Here is a 25,020-nt window from a genome sequence, read left to right on the forward strand (position 1 = left end):
GGACGGGTGAACGGCAGATGACGAGGAGTGGGGGCGGCCGGACGATACCGATTTGAATCACGTACCCGTATGGCCGGTAACCTGAGGTATTCGGGTACGCGTAACCAGCCGTGCCCTGACCGTGCCGTACGTACTGAAGAGAGCACTGTGGCCGCCGACAAGATCGACACGATCGTCAGCCTGAGCAAGCGCCGTGGCTTCGTCTACCCCTGCAGCGAGATCTACGGCGGCACGCGTGCCGCCTGGGACTACGGGCCGCTGGGTGTGGAGCTCAAGGAGAACATCAAGCGCCAGTGGTGGCGCGCGATGGTCCAGGCCCGCGAGGACGTCGTCGGCCTCGACTCCTCGGTGATCCTCGCCCGCGAGGTGTGGGAGGCCTCCGGCCACGTCGCCACCTTCAACGACCCGCTGACCGAGTGCCTCTCCTGCCACAAGCGCCACCGGGCCGACCACCTGGAGGAGAAGTACGAGGCCAAGCACGGCTTCCCGCCGCCGAACGGCCTCAAGGACGTCAACTGCCCCGACTGCGGCACCAAGGGCCAGTTCACCGAGCCCAAGGACTTCTCGGGCATGCTGAAGACCCACCTCGGTGTCACCGAGGAGGCCAGCGGCCTGGCGTTCCTGCGCCCCGAGACCGCCCAGGGCATCTTCACCAACTTCAAGGCCGTCCAGACCACGTCGCGCAAGAAGCCGCCGTTCGGCATCGCCCAGACCGGCAAGAGCTTCCGCAACGAGATCACCCCCGGCAACTTCATCTTCCGGACCCGCGAGTTCGAGCAGATGGAGATGGAGTTCTTCGTCAAGCCGGGCGAGGACGAGCAGTGGCACGAGTACTGGCTCCAGCAGCGCTGGGACTGGTACGTCGGCCTCGGCCTGCGCACCGAGAACATGCGCTTCTTCGAGCACCCGAAGGAGAAGCTCTCCCACTACGCCAAGCGCACGGTGGACATCGAGTACCGCTTCAACTTCGGTGGCAGCGAGTTCTCCGAGCTTGAGGGCGTCGCCAACCGCACGGACTACGACCTGCGGGTGCACAGCGAGGCGTCCGGCCAGGACCTGAAGTACTTCGACCAGGAGTCCGGCGAGCGCTACTTCCCGTACGTCATCGAGCCGGCGGCCGGCCTCAACCGCGCCATGCTGGCCTTCCTTATCGACGCCTACTTCGAGGACGAGGCGCCCAACGCCAAGGGCGTCATGGAGAAGCGCGTCGGCATGCGGCTCGACCCGCGCCTGGCCCCGGTCAAGGTCGCGGTCCTGCCGCTGTCGCGCAACGCCGACCTCTCCCCGAAGGCCCGCGGCCTGGCCGCCGACCTGCGCACCGCCTGGAACGTCGAGTTCGACGACGCCGGCGCGATCGGCAAGCGCTACCGCCGCCAGGACGAGATCGGTACGCCGTTCTGCGTCACGGTCGACTTCGACACCCTTGAGGACAACGCGGTGACCGTCCGCGACCGCGACACCATGTCGCAGGAGCGCGTCTCGCTGGACCAGGTCAAGGCGTACCTCGGTGCGCGCCTGATCGGCTGCTAGGGCCGGGTCCTTCGTGCGGGGAGCCCCCGTCCGCCCTTTCGGGGCGGGCGGGGGCTCCTTGTCGTGTGCGGGGGTTGCTGTGCGGGGTGCGTGTCACCGCCGTCGGCGAAGGGGCGTACCGCCCCACGGGGCTCACCGCCGTACGGGGCTCACCGCCGTCCCCAGCGGGAGCGGGGGGCCGCGGGCGGGGTGGTCGGCAGGCCGGCCGCGCGGAGGGCGGCGAGGGTGGTGCGGTGCCGGGCCTCGTCGGCGAGCAGGGCGGCCAGCAGCTGTCCGTACAGCTCCCGGCTGCCGGCGCTGTCCAACGCGGCCGCCAGGCGGACGATCTCCACGGGCGGGCGGAGCGCCGCGAGTTCGCGCAGCAGGGCCGTGGCGAGGGCGGGCGGCAGCTCGGTGGAGAGCGCGGCGAGGTCCGCGGTGGGGCGGCCGGCGGCCTGGCGCAGCAGGGTCCGGACGTCGCCGGGGCGGTCGTGCTGCTGGAGGCAGGCGGCGAGGGAGGTCAGCTCGGCGGTCGGTGCCGATCCCCACTCCCACAGGAGCGTCGCGCCGTCCGCGTTCTGCCCGGCCCGCTCCAGTGCGGAGAGGAGCCCGGGGACGGAGGCGGCGGGGTAGGACCAGAAGGCGTGGAACAGCTCGGCGGCCTCCTCGGCCAGGCCCAGTTCGCGCAGTTCGGCCAGGACGGCGACGGCGTGTTCGGGGGCGGACCGGGCCGTGCCGCGGGCGAGTCGGAGGGAGGCGCCCGTCGGGCCGTACCGGGCGAGCATGCCGACCAGGAGCGCGGTGTCGGCGGGGGCGAGGCGGGCGGCCGCCTGGTCGATCAGCTCCGTGGCCTCGGTGCGGGCGCCGGAGCGGTGGAGGGTGGTGATCCGCTCGGTGAGGGCGCCGATGTCGGGACGGGCGGGCGGCGGCGGGGGTGCGGGCTCCGCTCGCCCGTGCTGCTGTCGTGGTTCCGGCCGCCGCGGGCCCGGCCGCAGAGGTTCCTGGTGCCGTGGCTCCTGCTGTCCCAGGTCCTGCTGTTCCGGGTCCTGCTGCCGTGGTTCCTGCTGTACGTGTCTGAGGCGCATCTCCAACGCCTCCAACTGGTCGCTGAGTTGGCGACACCGGATCCCCAGCCCCTCACGGAGGGTGCGGGCCTGGGCGAGCTGCCGCAACAGCTCGCCCTCCGGCCGTTGGCGGCCCGGGGTCGCCCGGATCGCCTCGTTCAGCCGCCGTTCGCGCTGACTCGCGTAGCGGCTCGCGCGGAGTAACTCGTCCAGCTCTGCGCGGAGTTCGGCGGCCTGTTGCTCGCCCTCCAGCTGCTGGCCTGCGGATTGTGCCGTCGGCCGCATGCGCATGATCGCCCCAACCTGTCCATCCAGACCCTGACTGCAGGACATCCTGGCGTCGGTATGTGGCGAGGGAGTTAAGAGCGCACGACCAGTCGTGCCCGAGTGGTGTCAAGGAGCGCGCAGAGGGCGGTCGCGGCAAGAAGTGCGCCGGTCGCGCTCCGGAGGAGGGTCGCCTCGTAGTAGGGGCCCGGGACGAGGACCGCGATGAGGTAGCCGACCGCCGCACCGGCGACGGCGGGCATCAACAGGCGCGGGGCGTCGCGTCGAAGGGCCGCCCCGATCACCAGGAGGCCGGCGAGTACGGCGAGTCGGGGCGTGCCGAAGGACTCCGCGTAGCGGATCGCGAGGGCGGGGACGAGGAGGAGGGCGAGCGCCCGGCCGATGGTCGCGGTGAGGGCGGCGGTGTGCGGGCCGGTCCGCGGGGCCGCGGAACGCGCGGCGAGGCGGGTGGCGACGAGGACCGCCGTGGCGGCCGCGGCGGGGAGGAGGTGGTCGCCGAGCCGGGCGAGGTTGTAGAGCAGCGCGGTGTCGTACAGCACCAGCATCAACTGGCCGTACGCCCACAGGTCGAGTGCGAAGAGGAACGGGTTGCCGCGGGCCGGTGCGGCAGTGTCCGAGGCGGGTTCGCGCCGGGCCGTCCAGGCGATCAGCGGCGGGGTGACGGCGGCCGAGAGCACCCGCAGGACGAGGTCGTCCACGGTGTACGGGTTCCGCAGGTCCCACTCGACGGCGCAGAACGCCGCGGTGTACGAGACGGCGGCGAGCGGGAGCAGCGGCGACCGGGCCAGCCGGACGTACAGTGCGCCGTCCAGCCGCCGGACGACCGACACGAACGCCAGGAGCACGAGCGGCAGTTCGAGGAAGGCCTGGACCCGCAGCACGGACGGGGCCAGCAGTTCCGGCGCCGGGACGTGGGCGGCGAGGGCGTCGAGCCGGGGGACGTCGAACCAGCCCGGGGGCAGGTAGCGGGCGATGAAGGACGGGTCCCCGCCGTGCACGCGGTTCACGTAGACGGCGACCAGGACCTGGTTGAGGAGGATCAGCGCGACGACGGCCGCCAGCGGTGCCTCCGGCCCGATCGTGCGCCCGCGGCCCGGCGGCCGTGCCCCGGCGCGCAGCACCCGCGGCGCCACGACCAGGGTGGTGGCGGCCGAAGCCACCACCGTCCCGTCCAGCAGCGGAGCGACCGTGCTCATGCGGCCAGCCGCGCCCGCGCCTCCATCAGCGCGAAGCCCAGCAGGTTCAGCCCGTGCCACTCGGCGGGCTGCTGGGCCCGGATGTCGTCGGCCGCGAGCCCGATGCCCCAGATCCGGTCCACCGGGCTGGCCTCGACCAGCACCCGGCTGCCGGTGCCCAGCAGGTACTCGCGCAGTGCCTCGTCCTGCCCGAACTTCGCCACGTTGCCCGCGACGACCAGCTCGAACCGCCCGTCGGCCCAGGTCCGGTCGTCGAAGCGCTCGACCAGCCGCCCCAGCTTCTTCGCCTCGGCCGGCGTGCGGGCGGCCAGCACCTGCTGCTCGATGGCCTCGTCCCCGAACATCCGGGCCTTGCCGGCCATCATCCAGTGCTCGGCGGACGCGTACGTCACCCCGTCGACGGTGAACTCCCCGGGCCACCACTGGCTCAGGCACTCCTGCCGGGTGCCGCCGCCCTTGCGGGCCGTGTGGCCCCAGAACATCACCCACTTCGGGTGCACCCCGTCGGCCATCAGCGCCGCCAGCTGCTCGCGGCTGCGGACGGCGGCGGGGTCCCCCACGTGCATCTCGCTCATATCGTCAGTCTGACACAAAGGGGGTGGTGGTCGCGAACCGTTTGGATCCCTCCGGGTGGCCGCCGACAGGTGCTTTCGGCCGTCGGCCGTCGGCCGTCAGCCGTCAGCCGTCAGCCGTTCGCCGCGAGTTCCAGGAAGCGCAGGCCGACTTCGGTGACCTCGGCCGCCGTCCAGGCACGGGCCGGCCCGGTGAGGCTGACCTCAGCCATGGCGAGGCCGGGGGCGGCGTCCTCCCAGTGGGAGACGAACCAGGTGCCCTCCTGCTCGGCAAGCGTCAGGTGGGCGGCGTTGAGGGCCTTCGCCGGGTGGGGGAGCCAGAGCTGGAACTCGTGGGTCGGCGGGACCGCCGGGTGGAGGCGGGCACCCGGGAGTGCGGCCAGGGCCGGGGCGAGGGTCGCGGCGTGGCGGGTGTGGTCGGCGAGGTGGGGCAGGACGGTGTCCAGGCCGTCGAGTGCGGCGAGGGCGGCCGGCCACTGCTGGAAGAGCCGGCCGCCGTAGCGGTGCAGCCAGGTGCGGGCGTAGGCGGTGAGGGCGGCGTCCCCGGCGAGGGCGGCCCCGCTCATGCCGCCGAGGTCCTTGTAGTAGGAGACGTAGACGCTGTCGGCGAGGGCGGCGATCTCGTCGAGCGGCCGGCCGAAGTGGACCGTGGTGTTCCACAGGCGCGCGCCGTCGAAGTGCACCCGGGCGCCGAGCTCGCGGGCCGCGGCGACGAGCGCGGTGAGCTCCTCCCAGGTGGAGAGGAGGTAGCCCGGGTCGCGCAGCGGGAGTTCGACGGTCAGGGTGCCGAACGGCTCGCCGAGCGCCCTGAGTTCGGCCGGGGTGGGCTGGCGCTGCTCGGTGGTCGGCCAGAGGCCGCGCAGGCCGGTGAGCTGGGTGTGGGCGTGCCGCTCATGGCGCTCGATGTGGCTGAGCGGGTGGAGGGCGACGGCCGGGTTCCCGGTGCGCTCCGCGTGGTGGCGCAGGGCGACCTGCTGCGCCATGGTGCCGGTGGGGAAGAAGACCGCGTCCTCTTTGCCGAGCAGGGCCGCCGTCCGTTCCTCCAGCTGCCGCACCGGGCCGTCGGTGCCGTAGAAGTCGGGGCAGACGTCCAGGCCGTCCAGGGCGGCGAGTCGGGTGAGGCGCTCGCGGATGGTGGGGAGGCGGTCGCCGGAGAGGAACCGCTTGCAGGACGTGCGGGCCGCGCGCCGCCGGTGGAACTCGCTCTGGTCATCGGTCATCCGGTGATTGTCGGACCGGTGACGCGGTCGGACCAACCGCATTTCCCGGCGCTACGGCCGGTAGTACGCCTCGATCGGGGCGCGGGCCTCCTCGTACAGCGCCGGGCCGTCCTCGGGCACCGTCGGCCAGGCGCCCGACTGCGGGTTGAGCGCGACGAGTTGGTCGGTCGACAGCGCGTACACGACCCGGCCGATGCCCGACCGGACGATGGCGCCGCGGCACATCCCGCACGGCTGGCAGCTGGTGTACATCGTGGTGCGCGCGGCCGTGTCCGGGGCGAGTTCGCGGGCCGCCCAGCGGGCGAGCTTAAGCTCCGGGTGCGCCGTGATGTCGTCGTCGCGCCGTACGGTGTTGTGGGCCTCGGCGAGGATCCCGCCGTCCGGTCCGGCCAGCAGGGAGCCGTACGGGGCGTCGCCCAGGTCGATCGCCCGGGCGGCGACGGCGACGGCGCGACGCAGGAGGGTCTCGTCGGCTTCGGTGATCACGAACGGGCTGCCTTCCAGTGGGTGGCGACGGTGCTGAGAGCCTGCCACGCCGACTGCGGCCGGCGCGTCTCCTCCGGATCGCCGTGATAGGGGTCGAACACCACGCTCTGCGCGCCGAGGTCACGCAACTGCCGCAGGTCGTCGAGGACTTGCTCCACGGTGCCGACGCCGGCCGGCCGCTCGGGGTCGTCGACGGGGGCGTCGGTCAACCGCAGGGCGATGCGGGGCGCGAAGCCGGGCATCGGGCGCTCGGCCAGCACCGACCGCATCCGGGCGAGCGGCAGCCGCAGCGGGTGCCAGGCGTCGCCGAACCGGACCGCGCGGCGCAGCGCCGCCCCGCTGTGGCCGCCGACCCAGACCGGCACGGACAGGCCCTGCTCCTTCCAGGACTCCCGTAGCGTGCCCAGGTACTCGTCGGTCAGCCGGCCGCGCGCGCCGAACGGCACGCCGAGCGCGTCGAACTCCTGCCGGGCCCAGCCGACCCCCACGCCGAGGACGAACCGGCCGCCGCTGAGCCGGTCGAGGGTGCCGGCCATCCGGGCCACCAGCAGGGGGTTGCGGTAGGGCAGGACGAGCACGGTTGTGCCCAGCCGCAGGCCGGTGGTGATCCCGGCGAGCCAGGACAGCGTGGTGAACGGCTCGTGGAACGGCTCCGGGTACCGCTCGGCCACGTCCGGGGTCACCGCCACGTGGTCCGACACCATGAGGAGGTCGAAGCCGAGCGCCTCCACGGTCCGGGCCCATGTGCGCAGCACGCCGGGATCGGTCCCCGGGCCGAAGTTCGGTACGTTGACGCCAAGTTGCATGCTTCGAGGCTATCCCCGTGATCATGGCGTCCGGAACCCGATCCTCCCGCGATACGGGGTGGTTTCCCGTGGTTCTCCCGGTAGATTCGCCGTATGGCCGTGAATCTGGACGACACCGACTGGGCGATCATCGAGCAGCTGCAGCGCGAGGCCCGCATCTCCCTCAGCGAGCTGGGGCGTCGGGTGAGCCTCAGCGCGTCCGCCACCACCGAACGGGTCCGGAACCTGGAGTCGCAGGGCGTCATCAGCGGCTACCACGCGACGGTGGACCTCGCGAAGGTCGGCTACCCCGTCCTCGCCGTCGTCCGGCTGAAGTACCCGGGCAACCGGCACGAGCCGCTGCGCCGCCTGCTCGCGGAGCGGCGCGAGATCCTGGAGTGCCTGCGCACCACCGGCGACGACTGCTACACCCTGAAGGTCGCGGCCACCTCCATGGAGCACCTGGAGACCCTGGTCGACGAGTTGGCCGGCTTCGGCAGTACGACCACGAGCGTCGTCTACAGCCGGACGCTGCCGCTGCGCGGTCCCGCCCGGCCCTGAGGCCTGCCGTCCCTCGATCGGGGGAGGTCGTCCGCGAACCGTGCGGCCAGACTGGCGGTCGTGGCCGGGGAGGTGCTCGCCCCCTCCCGGCCGCGATTCCACGATCCCGCGATTCCACAGGAGTTGAGCCGTGCGCCAGCGGATCCGCCACATGGCACTGTCCCTCTCGGCCGCGACCGCGGTCGCCCTCGGTGTCCTGGCGGCACCCGCCGCCTCCGGCACCGGCCGGCCGGACCCCGCGCGGCCGGACCTCGTGCGACCGAACCTCGTGCAGCAGGGGCTGGACGCGCTGGTGCGCACGGACGGCGTGCCCGCCGCCCTCGCGACCGTGCGGGGCCGGGACGGCGGTGTCCGCCACTACACGGCAGGGGTGGCGGACCTGGCCACCGGGGCGCGGGTGCCGGTCGACGGGCAGGTGCGGATCGGCAGCAACACCAAGACCTTCACCGCCGTGGTGGTGCTGCAGCTGGTAGGGGAGGGGAAGGTCGACCTCGACGCCCTGGTCGACACCTACCTCCCCGGTCTGGTCCGCGGTGACGGCATCGACGGGCGGCGCATCACCGTACGCCAACTCCTGCAGCACACCAGCGGGTTGCCGGACTACGAGGGGCTGATCGACGAAGCCTCCCTCCGGGACCGGTACTTCGAGCCGCGCGATCTCCTGGACATCGCCCTCCGGCAGAAGCAGCAGTTCGCCCCCGGGGAGAGGTTCGGCTACAGCAGCACCGGTTACGTGCTGGCCGGCCTGATCGTCCAGCGGGTCACCGGTCGGCCGCTCGCCGAGGAGATCGACCGGCGCGTCGTCCGGCCGCTCGGACTGCGGCACACCTACTTCCCCGCCGTGGGCGACCGGACGATCCGGGAGCCCCACCCCAAGGGCTACCGCAAGGACACCGCCGGCCCGCTGCAGGACTTCACGGAGCTGGACCCCTCGGCGGGCTGGGCGGCCGGGCAGATGATCTCCACCGAGTCCGACCTCAACCGGTTCTTCTCCGAGCTGCTCGCCGGACACCTCCTCCCGCCGGCCCAGCTCGCCCAGATGCGCACCACCGTCCCGGTCGGGACCACCGGCACGGCCTCCGGCCTGGGGATCTTCCGCCGGCCGCTGTCCTGCGGCGGGGTCTACTGGGGCCACGGCGGCGACATCCCCGGGTACGAGACCCGGGGCGGCGTCACCGAGGACGGCCGCGCCGTCACCATCGCGGTGACGACAGTTCCGGCCGACTACGAGGTGACCCGGCGGCTGGAGGGCGTCGTGGACACGGCCCTGTGCCGCTGAGCCGGCCGGTCCGGCCCCGGGCGCGGCCCCGGTGGCGCCTCAGGAGTGGTGGCGGTAGACCTCGTCGGTCACCAGGCCGGTGCCGTGGTGGAGGGACGCACTCGTGTACGCCATCCGCATCCGCGCGGCCTGGACCGTCCGCTGCTGTTCGATCAGCATCCCCTCCGCGCTGTCCGAGTGGAGCCGCCTCGCCCGCTCCCGGAGCACCAGGTGCAGGGTGATGCCGACGACGGCGGCGACGAGCGCGAGCAGGAACACCAGGACGAAGATCATGAGGCCATCCTCCCCCTGCATACGAAGGATTCCAACGTGTTCGGGAACGTCGTCGGATCATCGGTGCGGGGGAGCCGGCGGCCGGCCCAGCCCGGCCCGGCCGGGGGCGGGGCGGGGTGGGGAGGGGAGGGGAGGGGCTCAGGCCTCCCGGGCCGCGGCCAGTTCCGCATTCGCGCGCTGCGTGACCAGGGCCAGCACGCGGCCCGCGACGGCGAGGTCCTCGGCCGGGATGTCGGCGTAGAGACGGGCGGTGATCCCGGCGGTCTCGGCGGTGGTGCGCTCGTACAGCGCGCGGCCGGCGTCGGTGAGCCGGAGCCGGGACGTTCCCGCTGCCGCCTCGTCCTCCGCCTCTTCCGCCTCCTCCGCCTCCAGCAGGTGTGCCGCCGTCAGCTCCTCGACCACGCCGTGCACGACCGACTCCTCGGCCTTCAGTGAGCCGGTGACGTCGCGGACCAGCGCGTCCCGGGCGATGGAGCCGCCCGCGACGGCGACGACCCGGAGCGTCACGCTGTGGTGGAAGGTGACGCGGTACCGGTCCAGCACGCCCTCCAGGAGGGCGCGTGCGGCGTAGTGCGCCAGGGCGATGACCCGGCCGTCGACTGCGGTGGGGGCGGCCTGTGCGGTGGTGGCGGTGGTCATGGTTGCTCCTCGTCGTTCTCGGTGGGCGGATCAAGAGGTGCGTCGAGCAGGGCGGCCAGTTCGCTGGTGAACTGCCGGGCGCGCGGGCTGTCCTGGCCGCCGAGCGGCTCCAGCAGCCGGTCCAGGAGGCCCTGGACCACCGTGATCGCGCGCCGGGTGACCTCGCGTCCCTGTTCGGTGAGCGACAGCTGTACGGCGCGCGGGTCGTCCGGGTCCCGGGTGCGGGCGACGAGCCCGTTGGCCTCCAGGGCGCGGGCGAGCTTGGAGACGTACAGCGCCTCCAGTCCCGTGTGGTCGGCGAGCCGGCGTTGGCTGGGTCGCAGCCCGGAGCGCGACATGCCGTACAGCGACGCCATCACCGCGTACTGGGCGTGGGTCAGGCCCAGCGGTGCGACCGCCCGGTCGACGGCCACCCGCCACTTCGTCGACAGGCGCCAGACCAGGAAACCCGCTGTCGCGCCCTCGGTTGGTGAACTCACGGCAGATACAGTACATGGCTACTATGTCCATGGCTACTATTTTGGGTGCGCCCGGTGGAGCCTGCCCGCCCGATCGGAGGCGGGCGAAGTCCTCGGCATCGGTTCGTGATTGACACCGCATCATCGAGTCGGCACGTAGCCTTTGCCCATGCCGACTCCCTCCCCGCTCGCCATCCCCACCCGCTTCCAGGGCGCCCCCGACCGCGTCGCCCTCGTCCTCCCGGGCGTCGGGTACACGCCGGCCAGGCCGCTGCTCCACTTCGCCGGTTCGGTGCTCCAGCAGCAGGGCTGGACGGTCCAGGAAGTGTGGTGGGAAGTCCCGGACGACTTCGGCGACTTCGGGCCGCAGGAGCGGATCGCCTGGGTGGAGCGGGAGGTCGCCCGGGCCGTCGACGCCGAGGGCGGCGCCTGCCGCCTGCTCGTCGGCAAGTCCCTGGCCTCCTTCGCCTGCGGCCTCGCGGCCGACCGCGGCCTGGCGGCGGCCTGGCTGACCCCCGTCCTGACCTTCGAACCGGTCGCCCGGGCCCTCCACCGCACCGAGGCCCCGACCCTCCTGGTCGGCGGCGGCGCCGACCGGGTGTGGGACCGCCGGATCGCCGAATCGAGCGGACACGAGGTCCTGGAGGTGCCCGGCGCGGGCCACGGCCTCGAACTGCCGGACGACGCCGTGGGCTCGATCGACATCCTGCGGCACGTCACCGCCCGCCTGGACCGCTTCGTCGCCGCCCTGGGAGCGGGCGGGTAGCCCCGACGTCGTTGCCCGTTCGGGGTGTCGTCGGGCACCGGTCTACCCCCCCCGGGGCCCGCCGGGCCGACTACCGGGACCCGCCGACGGTCCGACCGGGGGCGATCACCGGCAGGTCCCTCCCTTCGGCGGCCTCGGCCAAGCGCTTGTCGTACGTGACGAAGGCGGTGAGCGCGTGCTCCAGGTGCTCGGCGGTGGCGAGGTGAACGGCGTCGAGCGTGCGGAGGTGCGGGGCGGCGAACCGGGACGCGGCCCGAAGGACGGGATCGGGGAGCCGGATGCGGAGCAGCCGGTCGAGCAGATCCGCCGAAGCGTCCAGCAGCTCAGGAGGTGCGCCGATCCGGATCAGCGCGCGGCACCTCCACCTGGGCCAGTGCGCTGGTGGCATGGAACGCCGACGGCCCCGCGATCGATGTGCGATCGCGGGGCCGTCCGCCGCCGCCCGGGGCCCGGAGGCCCGGCGGGTCAGCCGATGGAGCGGGGGAGCCGGGTGGTCAGGTAGAGGATGGTGAAGGAGCCGAGGAGCTGGATGCCCAGGCACAGGGCGAGCGTGCGGCCCATGCCGAGGCTGGGGGAGAGCGACAGGTACAGGGTGCCGAGGGTGGCGACGCCGAGGGCGAGGCTGGACTGCTGGCTGGTGGCGAGGACGCCGCTGCCGACGCCGGCCCGGGCGGCGGGCACCTTCGAGAGGACGACCCGGAACAGCGGGGTGCCGATCAGGCCCTGACCGATGCCGGCGAGGGCGACGCCGGGTGCCATCCGCAGCGGGGAGAAGTGCGCCCAGTCGGCGAGGACGGTCACGGCGAGGGTGGCGAGGCCGAGGGCCTGGATGACGGCGCCGGCGCTGAGCACCCGGCTGCCCCAGCGGCCGATCAGGCGCGGGCCGGCGAGCGAGGCGCTGAAGTAGCCGACGGCCATCGGGACGAGCGCCCAGCCCGCTGCGACCGGGCCGAGCTTCAGGCCCTGCTGGAGGGCGACCGCGATGACGAACATGAAGCCGCCGAAGCCCGCGAAGTAGGGGAGCGCGATGCCGAGGCCGCGCCGCATCTCCGGGATGCGCAGCAGGGTCGGCGGCACCAGCGGGGTGTCGCCGCGCTGCTCGGCGCGGCGCTCGACCAGGGCGAAGGCGACGGCCAGGACGGGGAACAGCCCGAGCAGCACCAGGGACCAGAGCGGCCAGCCGGCGGCCCGGCCCTCCATCAGCGGGACGAGCAGGGAGAGCAGGGTGGCGGTGAGCAGGACGGTGCCGGGCACGTCGACCCGGGCGGCCCGGGTGGCCTTGCTCTCCGGGACGTAGCGGACCGCGAGGACCACGGCGAGCAGTGCGAACGGCACGTTGAGCAGGAACACCGAGCGCCAGCCGGTGCCGAAGAGGTCGGCGGCGACCAGCATTCCGCCGAGCACCTGCCCGATGACCACCGAGATCCCGCCGACCGCGCCGTACACGCTGAGGGCGCGGCCGCGCCGGGCGCCGTCGGTGGCGGCGGTGATGGTGCCGAGCACCTGGGGGATCAGCAGTGCGGCCGAGGCGCCCTGGGCGGCCCGGGCGGCGACCAGGGACCACGCGTCGGGGGCGAGGCCGCAGGCCAGGGAGGTGAGGGCGAAGGCGGCGGCGCCGGCGACGAAGAGTCGGCGGCGGCCGAAGATGTCGCCGAGTCGCCCGCCGAGGACGAGCAGGACGGCGAATGCGATGCCGTAGCCGGCGGCGACGAGTTCGAGGACGGCGGGCCCGGCGTTCAGGTCCTTGTCGATGGTGGGCAGGGCGACGTTGACGATGAAGAAGTCGAGCATCGGCAGGAAGGCCCCGAGCAGGACGGTGACCAGTCCGGCGGTGCCGAGGGTGGGCGTACCGAGGGTGGGAGTACCGGGGGCGGGAGCGGCGGTGCCGGGGGTCGCGGTGCCGGGGGTGGTGGCGGTGCGGTGCGGGGCGGGGGCGACGGCGAGTTGTTGGGTCACGGGTCATACGATCCGCCGCTCGATACCCTGGTACCAGAGTGTGGTTATCCGGGTATGAGAAGTACCTGGCAACAGGCTGACGGGTGGCGCATGCTGGGGAGCATGAGCCTGACGACCCGCACCGCGCAAGCCCCGGCCGCCGCGAACGCCCTTGCCACCCCGGTCGGTTCCGCCGCGCCCGCCGTGCCCGCTGCCTCGGCCGCGCCCGGCGACGCGCGCCGGCACGAACTGGCCGCCTTCCTGCGCAGCCGCCGCGAGCGGATCGCGCCCGAGCAGGTGGGCCTGCCGATGACCGGGCGCCGCCGTACGCCGGGGCTGCGGCGCGAGGAGGTCGCGCAGCTCGCCGCGGTCGGGGTGACCTGGTACACGTGGCTGGAGCAGGGGCGGGACATCCAGGTGTCCACCCAGGTGCTGGACGCGGTGGCCCGGGCGCTGCTGCTGGACCCGAGCGAGCGCGCGCACCTGTTCACCCTGGCCGGTGCGGACGACCCGGCGCCGGTGCAGGAGTGCCCCTCGGTGACGCCGAGCGTGCGGCTGGTGCTGGAGCGGATGGCGCCGTACCCGGCCCTGGTGGTCAACTCCCGTTATGACGTGCTGGCGTACAACGCGCAGTACACCGGGATCGTCGGCGACCTCTCCGCCCTGCCGCCCGAGGACCGGAACCTGCTGTGGATGGCGTTCACGCCCTCGCGGTTCCGCGACGTGCTGGTCGACTACCGCACCGAACGCCTCGGTATGGTGGCCCGGTTCCGTTCGGCGATGGCCGACCACAGTTCGGAGCCGGCGTGGAAGGCGCTGCTGGCGCGGGTGCTCAAGGCCTCGCCCGACTTCGCGGAGCTCTGGCAGCGGCACGACGTGATGCGGCCGAGCAACGGCGTCAAGCGCTTCCAGGTGCCCGGCGTCGGTCTGCTGAGCTGCGAGTACACCAACTTCTGGCTCGGTCCCCGGCACGGCAGCCGGATGATCACCTACACCCCGCTGGACGACGGGACCCGCGCGCTGATGGACCGACTGCCCACCGCGCTCTGACGACCCGGACGCCCGCCGGCCCGCCGGCCCGCCGGCCCGCAGGCCCGTCGGCCTCAGCCGCGGGCGGCCGCCTGGCGCCCGAGCAGCAGGCACACCACCGCGAGCGGCAGTTCGATGCCGCCCGCCATGGCCAGCGCCGCGAGCACCGCGTGCCCCGGCCCGGCGCAGGCGATGTCGGCCATCGCGTCCGCGGCGAGCAGCAGCGCCACCGTGGCGGCCGCCCACAGCGCGGCGGGGTTGTGCCGGCGCAGCAGCGCGTCCAGCGTGAGCAGGGCGGAGAACTCCACCAGGTCGAGCACGACCCACGGGGTCTCGTGGCAGACGGCGAGGATCGCCAGCCAGGGCAGCAGCGCGACCGCTGCCATGGCGGGTACCCGGGCGAAGCGCTCGGGCAGGACGAAGGCGGGGAGCGAGCAGGCGGCCCGGCCGGAGAGGACGGCAGTGCTCATGCCGCACCCCCGATCCGGCGCGCCGGGACCCGCTCCAGCGGCAGCCGCTCGGCCGGCCCGCCCGTCGGGTGCTCGACCAGCACGGCGTCGAACGGCCCCTCGGCCCAGGCGAGCCAGAACCGCCCGGCGACCGTGACCACCTGGGCCGCGACGGCGGAGCTGACCGACCGGAACGCCCGCCGCCCGGCGAAGACCACCGAGGGCGCCGTGCCGTCGGCGGCCAGCCGGCCCCAGGCGATCACGTGCCAGGCCCGCCCGCCGGACGGGCTGCGCCGCGCCCCGCGCAGCAGCTGCGGGGTGAGCCGGGCGGCGACCAGGACGTCGGCCAACTCGCCGTGCTGGTAGAACTCCAGGGCGGCCCGGCCGCGGCCGGGCCCGGTGCTGCGGACCGACCAGGGCCCGCTCCATGCCGACAGCGTCCCCTCCGGCTCCGACGCCGGGAGGAGCACGCCCCCGGGAACGCCGTGGAGCCCGGGGAGGCGCCGCCCGTGCGGCGGAGTGGCGGAGTGCGATGCGGTGCTCGTCATGTCCTCAAGTGTTCCGTCGGGGCGTCTTCCTGTCGGTGGTGCTCCACCCCGAATCGGGGGTGTAGCCAGCTACACCCCTGTCGGGTACCCCCCTTCATGGCGACCGGTGATCATCGGGCCCTACGCTGTCCGGCATGCCCTCCACCACGTTGCGCCGAGCGCTCGTCAGGAGCCTCCGGCGCGCACCGTGGTCGCCCGAGGTCCGACGGGACGTCCGCTTCACGGCCGCCGGAATACCGCAGGCCCTGCCGATCTGGTTGGCCGTCACCGATTCCAAGCTGCTCTTCCCGCTGCTCGCCGTCCTCCTGCTCCTCACCCGTCCGCTGACCGCCCTCCAGCGCGGCCGGCTGCGCGCGCTGTACGGGGTGGAGATCCCGCGGCCGCGGCCTCTCTCCGGGCGCCGGATGCTGCTGCTGGGGATGACCTGGCGTCAGACCCTCCACCACCTGCTGGTCGGTCCGCTGCTGGCGGCGGCCGCGCTGGCGGTGCTGTACGCCTGGGGCGCCGGCCTGGTGCTGGCCACCCTGTACGGCTGGATCTGGCTGATGCCTCCCGGCACCGCGCTGCGCTCCGACCTGGCGGGCCAGGACGTCTGGCTCACCCTGATCGGGGTGGTGCTGCTGCTCGGGGCGCACTGGCCGATGGCGTCGATCGCCCGGCTGGAGGCGTGGGCGGCGAAGTGGCTGCTCGGTCCCGACCGGGCGGAGGCGTTGGAGCGGCGGGTCGAGGAGATCGCCGAGAGCCGGGCCGGGCTGGTCGACGCGGTGGACGCCGAGCGCCGCCGGATCGAGCGGGACCTGCACGACGGCGCCCAGCAGCGCCTCACCTCCCTGGCGATGAACCTGGGCCTGGCCCGGCGCACCCTCAAGGACGTCCCGCCCGAGGTCATGCAGGTGATCGTCGACGCGCACGAGGAGGCGCAGGCGGCCATCGACGAGCTGCGCGACCTGGTCCGCGGCCTGCACCCGGCGGTCCTGGAGGACCGCGGTCTGGACGCGGCGCTGTCCGGCATCGCGGCCCGCGCCCCGCTGCCGGTGCGCCTGGACGTCGACCTGTCCGAGCCGATCGCGCCGACCGTCGAGGCGGTCGCGTACTTCACCGTGTCCGAGGCGCTGACCAACGTGGCCAAGCACGCCCGGGCCGGCCGGGTCGACCTCTCGGTGCGGGCGGCCGGGGGCCGGCTGCGCCTGGTCATCAGCGACGACGGCGTGGGCGGCGCGGACGCCGCGCGCGGCACCGGGCTCACCGGTCTGCGCAAGCGCGCCGCCTCGGTCGACGGGACGCTGTCCGTTCTCAGCCCCCTCGGGGGCCCCACCACCATCACCGTGGAGTTGCCGTGCGCGCTGTGATCGCCGAGGACTCGGTCCTGCTGAGGGTCGGCCTGGTCAAGGTCCTGGAGGCGGTGGGCTTCGAGGTGGCGGCCGCCGTCGGGGACGCCACCGAACTGCTGGCCGCCGTGGAGGAGCACCGCCCGAAGGTGGTGGTCGCCGACGTCCGGATGCCCCCGGGCTTCCACGACGAGGGCGTGAAGGCGGCGATGGTGATCCGCCGGCAGTGGCCGGACACCGCGGTCCTGCTGCTCTCCCAGTTCGTGGAGGAGCGCTACGCCGCCGATCTGCTGTCGACCAACACCAGTGGCGTCGGCTACCTGCTCAAGCAGCGGGTGGCCAACGTGGACGACTTCGTGGAGGCGCTGCAGCGGGTCGCCGAGGGCGGCACCGCGCTGGACCCGGAGGTGGTCGCCCAGCTGCTGGTGCGCCGCCACCGGGACCCGCTGGAGAAGCTCACCCCGCGGGAGCGGGACGTGCTCGCCCTGATGGCGGAGGGCCGTTCCAACGCCGCGATCGCCGCCTCGCTGGTGGTCAGCGACAGTGCGGTGGCCAAGCACATCAACTCGATCCTCACCAAGCTCGACCTGCCGCCGGCGGAGGACAGCCACCGCCGGGTGATGGCCGTGCTGCGATTCCTGGAGGTCGGGTGACGGCGGGCACGGCGAAGGCCTGGCGGGTCACCGGGACGCTCGCGACGGTCCTGGTCGTGATCGGTGCCGGCCTGCAGACCTGGTCGGTGGTGGCGCAGCAGCGGTCGACCGGCTCACGGTCGTACGACCGGCCGGTGCACCGCCTGAAGCTGGAGACCGGCAACGCCTCGGTGAAGGTGCGGGCGGGCCGGGTGGACCACGTGGTGGTGCACCAGCGGCTGGAGTGGATGCTGCGCAAGCCGGTGGTGTCGACCGTCTTCACGGACGACCTCGTCACCGTCGGGGTGCGCTGCCGGCAGGTGCTGCCGGTCGCGGACCTCGGCTGCAGCGCCGAGATCGAGGTGGACGTGCCGGCCTCGACCGAGGTGTCCGGGTCGGTGAGCTCCGGCTCGGTCCAGGTGGAGGGCCTGAGCGGGAACGTGGACGTGAGCCTCACCTCCGGCGAGCTGCTGCTGGTCGACACCTCCGGGGACGTGACCGCACGCGCCACCTCCGGGCTGATCCAGGGCAGGAACCTGCAGGCGCGGCGGGTGGACGTCCGGACCACCTCGGGCTCGACGGAGCTGAAGTTCGACCGGGCCCCGGAGCAGGTGACGACCACGGCCACCTCGGGCTCGCTGACGATGACCCTGCCGAGGGGCAGCCGCTACGCCTTCTCCAGCGACGTCGGCTCCGGCAACGGCCGGATCGCCCCGGAGCTGGCGGACTCCGACAGCCCGAACCGCATCCATGCGACGGTCACCTCCGGGTCGATCAGCATCAACCCGTCGTAGCGGGACGCCGCGGCGGGCCGGCCGTCGCGGTCGCGGCGCGGGGCCGCTCACCCGGGTGGGGGACAATGAAGAGTCCCGTCCCCCTACCCGAGGTCAGCCGCGCATGACAGCCACGCCCGCACCCACCGCGCCCGACGCCGAGTTCGCGCCGCTCGACATCGGCCCGATCCGGGTGTGGCCGCCCGTCGTGCTGGCGCCGATGGCCGGCATCACCAACGCGCCGTTCCGCACCCTGTGCCGCGAGCAGAGCGGCGGCAAGGGCCTGTACGTCTCGGAGATGATCACCACCCGGGCGCTGGTCGAGCGCAACGCCAAGACCATGCAGCTGATCAAGTTCGACGCGAGCGAGAAGCCGCGCTCGATCCAGCTGTACGGGGTGGACCCGGTGACGGTCGGCAAGGCCGCCCGGATGATCGCGGACGAGGGCCTGGCCGACCACATCGACCTCAACTTCGGCTGCCCCGTGCCCAAGGTGACCCGCAAGGGCGGCGGATCCGCGCTGCCGTACAAGCGCAACCTGCTGCGCGAGATCCTGCGCGAGGCCGTGGCCAACGCGGGCGACCTGCCGGTGACCATGAAGATGCGCAAGGGCATCGACGACGACCACCTCACCTATCTGGACGCCGGCCGGATCGGCGCCGAGGAGGGCGTGTCCGCGATCGCCCTGCACGGGCGCACCGCCGCCCAGCACTACGGCGGGACGGCCGACTGGTCGGCGATCGCCAGGCTGCGCGAGTCGGTCCCGGCGCACATTCCGGTGCTGGGAAACGGCGACATCTGGTCGGCGGACGACGCGCTGCGGATGATGCGCGAGACCGGCTGCGACGGCGTCGTGGTGGGCCGCGGCTGCCTGGGCCGTCCGTGGCTGTTCAAGGACCTGGTGTCGATCTTCGAGGGCGACGTCGACTACGCCCGTCCCGACTTCGGCTACGTGGCGCGGGCGATGGTGCGCCACGCGCAGCTGCTCGGCGAGTGGATCGGGGACGAGGCGCGCGGCGTGATCGACTTCCGCAAGCACGTCGCCTGGTACACCAAGGGCTTCTCGGTCGGCTCCGAGCTGCGGGTGCGGCTGGCCAACTCGTCCTCGTTGGCCGAACTGGCCGAAACGCTGTCCGAGGTGGAGCAGTCCCAGGGCTGGCCGACCGGTGCGGACGGCCCGCGCGGGCGCACCAGCGGCAACAACCGGGTGGTCCTGCCGGAGGGGTGGTTGGACGATCCGTACGACTGCGCCCGGCCGGGTGCGGACGCCGAATCGGACACGTCCGGCGGATGATCTGTACGGACTGGCGAATTCGGCCCCTCCGGCCTGATTGCCACTAGGTCCCAGCCCTCTTGTCCATTCTGGACAGGAGGGCTCCTTTTCGGCGTCCCGATGTCACGGAACGGGCACGTTTCTGGACGCTGTGCGACGATCGACGGAGGCGTTCTACGTTCGACCGGTGAGACACGCTGGTGACGCTTGCCACACGCCGCAGGGACTGATGCCGGGTCAGTGGACGAAATGGACAGGTCGGCCGTGAATCGCTTCCCGAAGCCGGTCGACCGGAGATCGGGCGATCCGGGTGCAGGAAATCAAGCCGGGGCAACGCGACGGACCCACGGTCGCTACCCAGCGTCCGGATCGTGCGATCTTCGGGTTTCGTTGAGTTCAAGAGTTGAACGCTGGCTAGCGTCAGGCGGACGATTTCACCAACAGAGGTGAACGCCTTTATGTGCATTCGATCTAGCGGGTTACCCCTCGGTACCGGCCTCGGGTGGCCTATTCAGGGCAGAGAAGTGCCTTCGAAATGGGTATGTTCTCCGGCGTCAGGGCAACCGCGTACGAGGAGACCGACCCGTGCCGTCCCAGCAGAAGTTTGTTTACTCCTTCACCGAAGGAAACAAGGACCTCAAGGATCTTCTTGGCGGCAAGGGCGCGAACCTGGCCGAGATGACCAACCTGGGCCTCCCCGTCCCCCCGGGATTCACCATCACCACCGAGGCCTGCAAGGTCTTCCTGGAGACCGGCAGCGAGCCCACCTCCCTGCACGAGGAGATCAGCGCCCACCTGGACGCCCTCGAAGCCGAGATGGGCAAGAAGCTCGGCCAGGCCGACAACCCCCTCCTGGTCTCGGTGCGCTCGGGCGCGAAGTTCTCCATGCCCGGCATGATGGACACCGTCCTGAACATCGGCCTCTCCGACGCCTCGGTGACCGGCCTCGTCGCCCAGTCCGGCAACGAGCGCTTCGCCTGGGACTCCTACCGCCGCCTGGTCCAGATGTTCGGCAAGACCGTGCTGGGCGTCGACGGCGAGCTGTTCGAGGAGGCCCTGGACGCGGCCAAGCACGCCAAGGGCACCGTCAACGACCTGGACCTGGACGCTTCCGACCTCCGGGAACTGGTCGAGGTGTTCAAGGGCATCGTCCAGCGCGAGACCGGCCGGGCCTTCCCGCAGGACCCGCGCGAGCAGATGGACCTCGCCATCCACGCGGTGTTCCACTCCTGGAACGGCGACCGCGCCCGGCTGTACCGCCGCCAGGAGCGCATCCCGAACGACCTCGGCACCGCGGTCAACGTCTGCACCATGGTCTTCGGCAACCTCGGCGAGGACTCCGGCACCGGCGTCGCCTTCACCCGCGACCCCTCCACCGGCACCCAGGGCGTCTACGGCGACTACCTGTCCAACGCCCAGGGCGAGGACGTCGTCGCCGGCATCCGCAACACCCTGCCGCTGGCCGAGCTGGAGAAGCTCGACAAGAAGTCGTACGACGAGCTGATGGCGATCATGCAGAAGCTCGAAAACCACTACCGCGACCTCTGCGACATCGAGTTCACCATCGAGCGCGGCAAGCTCTGGATGCTGCAGACCCGCGTCGGCAAGCGCACCGCCGCCGCCGCCTTCCGGATCGCCGTCCAGCTGGTCGACCAGGGCCTGATCGACCTGGACGAGGCCCTGATGCGGGTCACCGGCGGCCAGCTGGCCCAGCTGATGTTCCCGCGCTTCGCCCCGACCGGTGAGTCCAAGCAGATCGCCTGGGGCCTCGCCGCCTCGCCGGGCGCCGCGATCGGCAAGGTCGTCTTCGACTCCTACACCGCCGTCAAGTGGTCCCGCTCCGGCGAGAAGGTCATCCTGGTCCGCCGCGAGACCAACCCGGACGACCTGGACGGCATGATCGCCGCCGAGGGCATCCTCACCTCGCGCGGCGGCAAGACCTCGCACGCCGCCGTCGTCGCCCGCGGCATGGGCAAGACCTGTGTCTGCGGCGCCGAGGAGCTGGAGGTCGACACCAAGGCCCGCAAGTTCACCACCGCCGACGGCCTGGTGATCCACGAGGGCGACGTCGTCTCCATCGACGGCGCCTCCGGCAAGGTCTACCTCGGCGAGGTACCGGTCCTGCCGTCCCCCGTGGTCGAGTACTTCGAGGGCACCCTGCACGCCGGCGCCGACGTCCAGGGCGGGCTGGTCCAGGCCGTGCACCGCCTGATGTCGCACGCCGACGGCCGCCGCCGGCTCGCCGTGCGCGCCAACGCCGACAACGCCGAGGACGGCGGGCGCGCCCGTCGCTACGGCGCCCAGGGCATCGGCCTGTGCCGCACCGAGCACATGTTCCTCGGTGAGGAGCGCCGCAAGGAGGTCGAGCACCTGATCCTCGCGGACAACGACAAGGACCGCGAGCTCGCGCTCTCCACCCTGCTGCCGATGCAGAAGGGCGACTTCCTGGAGCTCTTCCAGGCGATGGACGGCCTGCCGGTCACCGTCCGCCTGCTCGACCCGCCGCTGCACGAGTTCCTGCCCGACATCACCGAGCTGTCGGTGCGCGTCGCCCTCGCCGAGGCCCGCAAGGACCCGAACGAGAACGACCTGCGCCTGCTCCAGGCGGTGCACAAGCTGCACGAGCAGAACCCGATGCTCGGCCTGCGCGGCGTCCGCCTCGGCCTGGTCATCCCCGGCCTGTTCGGCATGCAGGTCCGCGCCATCGCCGAGGCCGCCGCCGAGCGCAAGCTGGCCGGCGGGGACCCGCGCCCCGAGGTGATGATCCCGCTGGTCGGCACCGTCCAGGAGCTGGAGCTGGTCCGCGACGAGTGCGAGCGCGTGCTCGCCGAGGTCTCCCAGTCCACCGGTGTCCAGCTGGACATCAAGCTCGGCACCATGATCGAGTTGCCGCGCGCCGCGGTGACCGCCGGACAGATCGCCGAGGCCGCCGAGTTCTTCTCCTTCGGCACCAACGACCTGACCCAGACGGTCTGGGGCTTCTCCCGGGACGACGTGGAGGCCTCGTTCTTCACCGCCTACCTGGAGAAGGGCATCTTCGGGGTCTCCCCGTTCGAGACCATCGACCGCGACGGCGTCGGCTCGCTGGTCAAGCACGCCGTCGAGGCCGGCCGGGCCACCCGCCCCGACCTCAAGCTCGGCGTCTGCGGCGAGCACGGCGGCGACCCGGACTCGGTCCACTTCTTCCACGAGGTGGGGCTGGACTACGTCTCCTGCTCCCCCTTCCGGATCCCGGTGGCGCGCCTGGAGGCAGGCCGCGCCGCCATCGAGTCGGCGGGCAGCGACTCGCGCTGAGGGAGGGAAGGCATCCCCTCCTCACGCGCGGGCACGACTGACCGCTCCCCCTCCCACCGGGAGGGCGTACACCGGAGCTCGGCGCAGGAGAACCGGCGTACGTAACACGGCCGGGCGGGAACGGACAACGGCGTCCGTTCCCGCCCGGCCGTACGTCCGTGTGGCCTCGGCCACGTGCGTGACGCGGCTCCCGCGGCACCGGTGCCTGCCAAGCTGGGGCGCATGACCAGAAGCAAGAGCCCGCTCGTCGTCGTGGCCGTCCTGATCCTGGTGGTCCTCGCCGGAGCCGGCTACCTGCTCGCCGGCAAGGGCGGCGGCAGCCACCCCAAGGCCGCGGCGAGCGCCACGGCGGCCGCCACCGCGGGCACCTCGACGGGCAGGTCCGCGGCCCCCAAGCCCTCGGCCCCCAAGTCGTCCCCGCCGTCCGGCACCTGGGTCCCCGCCGACCCCGCACTGGCGGACGTCTGCCGCACCAAGCTCCCCAGCCAGGCCCAGGACACCCTCGGCCTGATCGCCAAGGGCGGCCCGTACCCCTACAACCGCGACGGCATCGTCTTCGAGAACCGCGAGAGCCGCCTCCCCCGGAAGTCCGACGGCTACTACCACGAGTACACCGTCGTCACCCCGGGCTCCGACGACCGCGGCACCCGCCGCGTCGTCACCGGCAACGCCGGCGAGCAGTACTGGTCCGCGGACCACTACGCCACCTTCCAGGAGATCGACCCCCGCTGCTGAACGGCCGTCAACGGAAGGTACTTTCCGACTTGGAAAGACTGTGCCAGAGTGGAATCACCATCGCTTCGAGGGGGATTCCATGAGCGACTCCATTCCTGCCGACCTGCCCGCCGTCGAGGCGCTGCGCCTGGCCCGCGACGCGGGGGCGGCTGCCCGGCGTCCGAGCCCCACGCCCGGCTGGTACGGACCGGCGATCGCTGCCGGCTTCACCGGGGTCGGGACGGCCGAGGGCGCGGCCGTCGCAGCCGACCGGGTCTGGCTGATCGGACTGATCAGTGGCGCCTGGGCCGTCGTGTCCGGCCTCGGCGGCTGGTGGGCGGTGCGCAGTGGTGGCGTCGTCCAGCGCCGGATGGCGCCCGGTCTCGGCGGCCCCGTGGTGCTGACCGTCCTCGGAGTGCTGGCTGCGGCGTCGGCCGGCCTGGCACTCGCCCGTTGGGCGGGTGGCGATCCCCTGTGGATCGGTCTGACGGCCGGGGCCGCAGCAGGGTCGGCCTTCTGGGCGGCGAGCCGCGGACTCAACCGCCGGGTCCGGCGGTTGCGGGAGGGGCACTGATGCCGCCTGTCCTCGACCCGCTGCTCCAGCACCCCACCCGGCTCACCGTGCTGGCTTTCCTCGGTGCCTGCCAGGAGGCCGAGTTCGCTGCCGTCCGCGATCACTGCGGGGTCTCCGACTCCGTTCTCAGCAAGGCCGCCACCGCCCTCGAAGAGGTCGACTACCTGGTGGTCAAGAAGGGCTACGTCGGCAAGCGCCCGCGTACCTGGCTCGCCGCCACTCGCGAGGGTCGTGCCGCCCTCGCCGCACATCTTGCCGAACTGCAGCGGATCGTCGCCGCCGCCGAGACGGCCGGAGCCAGGCACGCCTCGGCGGCCGAAGGGGTCACCTGGCCCGGCGCCAGGTGATGCGGCCGTGGGGGCCGTGGGGGCCGGTGGTGACCAGGGCGGTCAGTTCGTGGAGTACCGGGGCCGGGTCGCGGCGGAGCTGGACCGGGGTGGTGCGGACGACCGGGAGGCCGGCGGCGGTGAGCCGGTTGGCGCGGGCCAGGCCGCGCTCGTGGTCGGCCGGGCGCAGGTGCCACGCGCGGGAGTCGATCTCCAGCGCCACGCAGGCGTGCGGCCAGTAGGCGTCCGGGACGGCGAGGAAGCGCCCGTCCAGGAAGAGCACCGGATTCCACAGCGGTTCGGGCAGGCCCGCGTGCGCGAGCAGTTCGCGGGCCTCGCCCTCGATCACCGAGCGCACCCCGGCGGTCAGGTCCTCCACCACCCGGGCCACGTGCGGCAGCCCGAGCGCGCCCGGCCGGGTGAGCAACTGGTCCAGCAGCTCGCCGAGTTCACAGTGCCGCCGCTGGACGGCCTCGGCGCACAGCGCCCGGAACCGGCGCTGCCCGGTCTCGCCCGGCGCGAGGTCCGCCAGGGCCCGCGCGACGGTGGTGCTCCACAGCCCGTCGTTCCGCTCGAAGCCGCCCGGCATCACCCCGGAAGCGCGGTGGATCCGGACGAACTCCCGGTCGCAGACGCGACGTTGACGAGGAATCAGGACATCGACCGCGGTGAGGTCGGCCGGGTGGCCGGCGCTCGGCAGTCCGGCGTCGGCCAGCACCGCGAAGCCGGTCAGCAGCACCTCGCCGACCCGCGGATCGCGCCCCTTCGGAGTCGCGTAGGCCAGGGCGGCCCGGAGTTTCTGATGGACCGTCAACCTTCCGCTCTGCAGGCAGATCACCCGGGGCAGCACCTGCTGCCAGGGCCCGCCCGGCCGCAGTCGGTGGGCGATGGTGCCGGAGGGCACCCCGAGCCGGCGCAGCTGCGCCCGGGTGGCGATGTGCTGCTGGTCGGCGCCGAGCAGGGCGACCGGGTGGAGCGGGTTCGTGCGGGTCATGCCTGGGTGCTGCCCGCCCGAATCGGAGGTATGCGAAACATCCCTCGTCGGGGGCTGT

27 protein-coding genes are annotated in these 25,020 nt (G+C 72.9%); 13 read left to right on the plus strand and 14 right to left on the minus strand.

Annotated features, from left to right (window positions below):
* Positions 1 to 147 precede the first annotated feature (147 nt).
* A complete protein-coding gene (locus tag ABT048_RS26080; RefSeq protein WP_030233601.1) occupies positions 148 to 1,530 on the plus strand; it encodes a glycine--tRNA ligase in 1,383 nt (460 codons plus the stop codon).
* Positions 1,531 to 1,679: 149 nt separating this feature from the next.
* Here the strand turns inward: ABT048_RS26080 and ABT048_RS26085 are convergent, their stop codons facing one another.
* The 6 genes from ABT048_RS26085 to ABT048_RS26110 form a co-directional block, all read right to left on the minus strand.
* Complete coding sequence (locus ABT048_RS26085) at positions 1,680 to 2,864, minus strand: hypothetical protein (RefSeq protein WP_350523921.1); 1,185 nt, start codon at positions 2,862 to 2,864, stop codon at positions 1,680 to 1,682.
* A gap of 68 nt (positions 2,865 to 2,932) precedes the next feature.
* The gene (locus tag ABT048_RS26090) at positions 2,933 to 4,054 is read right to left on the minus strand and encodes a hypothetical protein (RefSeq protein ID WP_350523922.1); all 1,122 of its coding nucleotides are present in this window, start codon (positions 4,052 to 4,054) and stop codon (positions 2,933 to 2,935) included.
* Entirely contained in the window at positions 4,051 to 4,629 is a 579-nt protein-coding gene (gene ybiA, locus ABT048_RS26095; RefSeq protein ID WP_502894080.1) for a riboflavin biosynthesis intermediates N-glycosidase, read from the minus strand. Before ybiA ends, ABT048_RS26090 begins: the two co-directional genes overlap by 4 nt.
* A gap of 110 nt (positions 4,630 to 4,739) precedes the next feature.
* Entirely contained in the window at positions 4,740 to 5,846 is a 1,107-nt protein-coding gene (locus ABT048_RS26100; RefSeq protein WP_350523923.1) for a threonine aldolase family protein, read from the minus strand.
* Positions 5,847 to 5,897: 51 nt separating this feature from the next.
* Positions 5,898 to 6,332: a nucleoside deaminase gene (locus ABT048_RS26105; RefSeq protein WP_350523924.1), complete on the minus strand. Its 435-nt coding sequence runs from the start codon at positions 6,330 to 6,332 to the stop codon at positions 5,898 to 5,900.
* Positions 6,329 to 7,138: an LLM class flavin-dependent oxidoreductase gene (locus ABT048_RS26110; protein WP_350523925.1), complete on the minus strand. Its 810-nt coding sequence runs from the start codon at positions 7,136 to 7,138 to the stop codon at positions 6,329 to 6,331. Before ABT048_RS26110 ends, ABT048_RS26105 begins: the two co-directional genes overlap by 4 nt.
* 93 nt (positions 7,139 to 7,231) lie before the next feature.
* Between ABT048_RS26110 and ABT048_RS26115 the strand changes: the two genes are divergently transcribed.
* Both ABT048_RS26115 and ABT048_RS26120 read left to right on the plus strand, forming a co-directional pair.
* Positions 7,232 to 7,678: an Lrp/AsnC family transcriptional regulator gene (locus tag ABT048_RS26115; protein WP_350523926.1), complete on the plus strand. Its 447-nt coding sequence runs from the start codon at positions 7,232 to 7,234 to the stop codon at positions 7,676 to 7,678.
* A gap of 151 nt (positions 7,679 to 7,829) precedes the next feature.
* Positions 7,830 to 8,957, plus strand: a complete 1,128-nt coding sequence (locus ABT048_RS26120; protein WP_350523989.1) for a serine hydrolase domain-containing protein — start codon at positions 7,830 to 7,832, stop codon at positions 8,955 to 8,957.
* Between the two features lie 39 nt (positions 8,958 to 8,996).
* Here ABT048_RS26120 and ABT048_RS26125 read toward each other — a convergent pair whose 3' ends face one another.
* The 3 genes from ABT048_RS26125 to ABT048_RS26135 all read right to left on the minus strand — a co-directional run bounded on the left by ABT048_RS26125 (position 8,997) and on the right by ABT048_RS26135 (position 10,348).
* The gene (locus ABT048_RS26125) at positions 8,997 to 9,230 is read right to left on the minus strand and encodes a hypothetical protein (protein ID WP_350523927.1); all 234 of its coding nucleotides are present in this window, start codon (positions 9,228 to 9,230) and stop codon (positions 8,997 to 8,999) included.
* A 138-nt stretch (positions 9,231 to 9,368) separates the two neighbouring features.
* The gene (locus tag ABT048_RS26130; protein ID WP_350523928.1) at positions 9,369 to 9,869 is read right to left on the minus strand and encodes a MarR family transcriptional regulator; all 501 of its coding nucleotides are present in this window, start codon (positions 9,867 to 9,869) and stop codon (positions 9,369 to 9,371) included.
* Positions 9,866 to 10,348 carry a MarR family winged helix-turn-helix transcriptional regulator gene (locus tag ABT048_RS26135; RefSeq protein WP_350523929.1) on the minus strand — a complete coding sequence of 161 codons (483 nt, stop codon included), beginning with the start codon at positions 10,346 to 10,348 and terminating at the stop codon, positions 9,866 to 9,868. The genes ABT048_RS26130 and ABT048_RS26135 overlap by 4 nt, the downstream gene beginning before the upstream one ends.
* A 148-nt stretch (positions 10,349 to 10,496) precedes the next feature.
* Here ABT048_RS26135 and ABT048_RS26140 point away from each other — a divergent pair, with 148 nt between their 5' ends.
* Positions 10,497 to 11,093 (plus strand): alpha/beta hydrolase, encoded by a 597-nt coding sequence (locus tag ABT048_RS26140; protein WP_350523930.1) that lies wholly within the window; start codon positions 10,497 to 10,499, stop codon positions 11,091 to 11,093.
* A gap of 70 nt (positions 11,094 to 11,163) precedes the next feature.
* Here the strand turns inward: ABT048_RS26140 and ABT048_RS26145 are convergent, their stop codons facing one another.
* Positions 11,164 to 11,481 carry a PIN domain-containing protein gene (locus ABT048_RS26145; RefSeq protein WP_350523931.1) on the minus strand — a complete coding sequence of 106 codons (318 nt, stop codon included), beginning with the start codon at positions 11,479 to 11,481 and terminating at the stop codon, positions 11,164 to 11,166.
* Positions 11,482 to 11,558: 77 nt separating this feature from the next.
* Positions 11,559 to 13,049, minus strand: coding sequence for an MFS transporter (locus tag ABT048_RS26150; protein WP_502894081.1), 1,491 nt, complete (start codon positions 13,047 to 13,049; stop codon positions 11,559 to 11,561).
* 102 nt (positions 13,050 to 13,151) lie between these two features.
* Here ABT048_RS26150 and ABT048_RS26155 point away from each other — a divergent pair, with 102 nt between their 5' ends.
* Positions 13,152 to 14,078 carry a helix-turn-helix transcriptional regulator gene (locus ABT048_RS26155; protein WP_350523932.1) on the plus strand — a complete coding sequence of 309 codons (927 nt, stop codon included), beginning with the start codon at positions 13,152 to 13,154 and terminating at the stop codon, positions 14,076 to 14,078.
* Between the two features lie 53 nt (positions 14,079 to 14,131).
* Here ABT048_RS26155 and ABT048_RS26160 read toward each other — a convergent pair whose 3' ends face one another.
* Positions 14,132 to 14,527 (minus strand): hypothetical protein, encoded by a 396-nt coding sequence (locus ABT048_RS26160; RefSeq protein WP_350523933.1) that lies wholly within the window; start codon positions 14,525 to 14,527, stop codon positions 14,132 to 14,134.
* A complete protein-coding gene (locus ABT048_RS26165; protein ID WP_350523934.1) occupies positions 14,524 to 15,054 on the minus strand; it encodes a hypothetical protein in 531 nt (176 codons plus the stop codon). The genes ABT048_RS26160 and ABT048_RS26165 overlap by 4 nt, the downstream gene beginning before the upstream one ends.
* Positions 15,055 to 15,188: 134 nt before the next feature.
* Between ABT048_RS26165 and ABT048_RS26170 the strand changes: the two genes are divergently transcribed.
* The 8 genes from ABT048_RS26170 (at position 15,189) to ABT048_RS26205 (ending at position 23,989) form a co-directional block, all read left to right on the plus strand.
* Positions 15,189 to 16,403, plus strand: coding sequence for a sensor histidine kinase (locus ABT048_RS26170; protein ID WP_350523935.1), 1,215 nt, complete (start codon positions 15,189 to 15,191; stop codon positions 16,401 to 16,403).
* A complete protein-coding gene (locus tag ABT048_RS26175; protein WP_350523936.1) occupies positions 16,391 to 17,035 on the plus strand; it encodes a response regulator in 645 nt (214 codons plus the stop codon). Before ABT048_RS26170 ends, ABT048_RS26175 begins: the two co-directional genes overlap by 13 nt.
* Positions 17,032 to 17,808: a DUF4097 family beta strand repeat-containing protein gene (locus ABT048_RS26180; protein WP_350523937.1), complete on the plus strand. Its 777-nt coding sequence runs from the start codon at positions 17,032 to 17,034 to the stop codon at positions 17,806 to 17,808. Before ABT048_RS26175 ends, ABT048_RS26180 begins: the two co-directional genes overlap by 4 nt.
* A 103-nt stretch (positions 17,809 to 17,911) precedes the next feature.
* Positions 17,912 to 19,081, plus strand: a complete 1,170-nt coding sequence (gene dusB / locus ABT048_RS26185) for a tRNA dihydrouridine synthase DusB (protein WP_350523938.1) — start codon at positions 17,912 to 17,914, stop codon at positions 19,079 to 19,081.
* A gap of 564 nt (positions 19,082 to 19,645) precedes the next feature.
* Positions 19,646 to 22,354 (plus strand): pyruvate, phosphate dikinase, encoded by a 2,709-nt coding sequence (ppdK, locus tag ABT048_RS26190; RefSeq protein WP_350523939.1) that lies wholly within the window; start codon positions 19,646 to 19,648, stop codon positions 22,352 to 22,354.
* 222 nt (positions 22,355 to 22,576) lie between these two features.
* The gene (locus ABT048_RS26195; protein WP_350523940.1) at positions 22,577 to 23,089 is read left to right on the plus strand and encodes a ribonuclease; all 513 of its coding nucleotides are present in this window, start codon (positions 22,577 to 22,579) and stop codon (positions 23,087 to 23,089) included.
* Between the two features lie 79 nt (positions 23,090 to 23,168).
* On the plus strand, positions 23,169 to 23,642 hold the full coding sequence (locus ABT048_RS26200) for a hypothetical protein (RefSeq protein ID WP_350523941.1): 474 nt from the start codon (positions 23,169 to 23,171) through the stop codon (positions 23,640 to 23,642).
* Complete coding sequence (locus ABT048_RS26205) at positions 23,642 to 23,989, plus strand: transcriptional regulator (protein WP_350523942.1); 348 nt, start codon at positions 23,642 to 23,644, stop codon at positions 23,987 to 23,989. The genes ABT048_RS26200 and ABT048_RS26205 overlap by 1 nt, the downstream gene beginning before the upstream one ends.
* On the opposite strand, the gene ABT048_RS26210 is transcribed toward ABT048_RS26205, so the two are convergent.
* Entirely contained in the window at positions 23,967 to 24,962 is a 996-nt protein-coding gene (locus tag ABT048_RS26210) for a putative endonuclease domain-containing protein (RefSeq protein ID WP_350523943.1), read from the minus strand. The two genes, ABT048_RS26205 and ABT048_RS26210, sit on opposite strands and share 23 nt — an antisense overlap.
* Positions 24,963 to 25,020 lie beyond the last annotated feature (58 nt).

Origin of the sequence: Kitasatospora sp. NPDC096140 (assembly GCF_040303045.1) — a bacterium.
GTDB lineage: Bacteria > Actinomycetota > Actinomycetes > Streptomycetales > Streptomycetaceae > Kitasatospora.

Coding starts and splice junctions, on each gene's coding strand:
- ABT048_RS26085 (WP_350523921.1), bottom strand. CDS start 2,864: ATGCGCATGCGGCCGACGGCACAATCCGCAGGCCAGCAGCTGGAGGGC.
- ABT048_RS26090 (WP_350523922.1), bottom strand. CDS start 4,054: ATGAGCACGGTCGCTCCGCTGCTGGACGGGACGGTGGTGGCTTCGGCC.
- ybiA (WP_502894080.1), bottom strand. CDS start 4,629: ATGAGCGAGATGCACGTGGGGGACCCCGCCGCCGTCCGCAGCCGCGAG.
- ABT048_RS26100 (WP_350523923.1), bottom strand. CDS start 5,846: ATGACCGATGACCAGAGCGAGTTCCACCGGCGGCGCGCGGCCCGCACG.
- ABT048_RS26110 (WP_350523925.1), bottom strand. CDS start 7,138: ATGCAACTTGGCGTCAACGTACCGAACTTCGGCCCGGGGACCGATCCC.
- ABT048_RS26115 (WP_350523926.1), top strand. CDS start 7,232: ATGGCCGTGAATCTGGACGACACCGACTGGGCGATCATCGAGCAGCTG.
- ABT048_RS26120 (WP_350523989.1), top strand. CDS start 7,830: ATGGCACTGTCCCTCTCGGCCGCGACCGCGGTCGCCCTCGGTGTCCTG.
- ABT048_RS26125 (WP_350523927.1), bottom strand. CDS start 9,230: ATGATCTTCGTCCTGGTGTTCCTGCTCGCGCTCGTCGCCGCCGTCGTC.
- ABT048_RS26130 (WP_350523928.1), bottom strand. CDS start 9,869: ATGACCACCGCCACCACCGCACAGGCCGCCCCCACCGCAGTCGACGGC.
- ABT048_RS26140 (WP_350523930.1), top strand. CDS start 10,497: ATGCCGACTCCCTCCCCGCTCGCCATCCCCACCCGCTTCCAGGGCGCC.
- ABT048_RS26145 (WP_350523931.1), bottom strand. CDS start 11,481: ATGCCACCAGCGCACTGGCCCAGGTGGAGGTGCCGCGCGCTGATCCGG.
- ABT048_RS26155 (WP_350523932.1), top strand. CDS start 13,152: ATGAGCCTGACGACCCGCACCGCGCAAGCCCCGGCCGCCGCGAACGCC.
- ABT048_RS26160 (WP_350523933.1), bottom strand. CDS start 14,527: ATGAGCACTGCCGTCCTCTCCGGCCGGGCCGCCTGCTCGCTCCCCGCC.
- ABT048_RS26165 (WP_350523934.1), bottom strand. CDS start 15,054: ATGACGAGCACCGCATCGCACTCCGCCACTCCGCCGCACGGGCGGCGC.
- ABT048_RS26170 (WP_350523935.1), top strand. CDS start 15,189: ATGCCCTCCACCACGTTGCGCCGAGCGCTCGTCAGGAGCCTCCGGCGC.
- dusB (WP_350523938.1), top strand. CDS start 17,912: ATGACAGCCACGCCCGCACCCACCGCGCCCGACGCCGAGTTCGCGCCG.
- ABT048_RS26195 (WP_350523940.1), top strand. CDS start 22,577: ATGACCAGAAGCAAGAGCCCGCTCGTCGTCGTGGCCGTCCTGATCCTG.
- ABT048_RS26200 (WP_350523941.1), top strand. CDS start 23,169: ATGAGCGACTCCATTCCTGCCGACCTGCCCGCCGTCGAGGCGCTGCGC.
- ABT048_RS26205 (WP_350523942.1), top strand. CDS start 23,642: ATGCCGCCTGTCCTCGACCCGCTGCTCCAGCACCCCACCCGGCTCACC.
- ABT048_RS26210 (WP_350523943.1), bottom strand. CDS start 24,962: ATGACCCGCACGAACCCGCTCCACCCGGTCGCCCTGCTCGGCGCCGAC.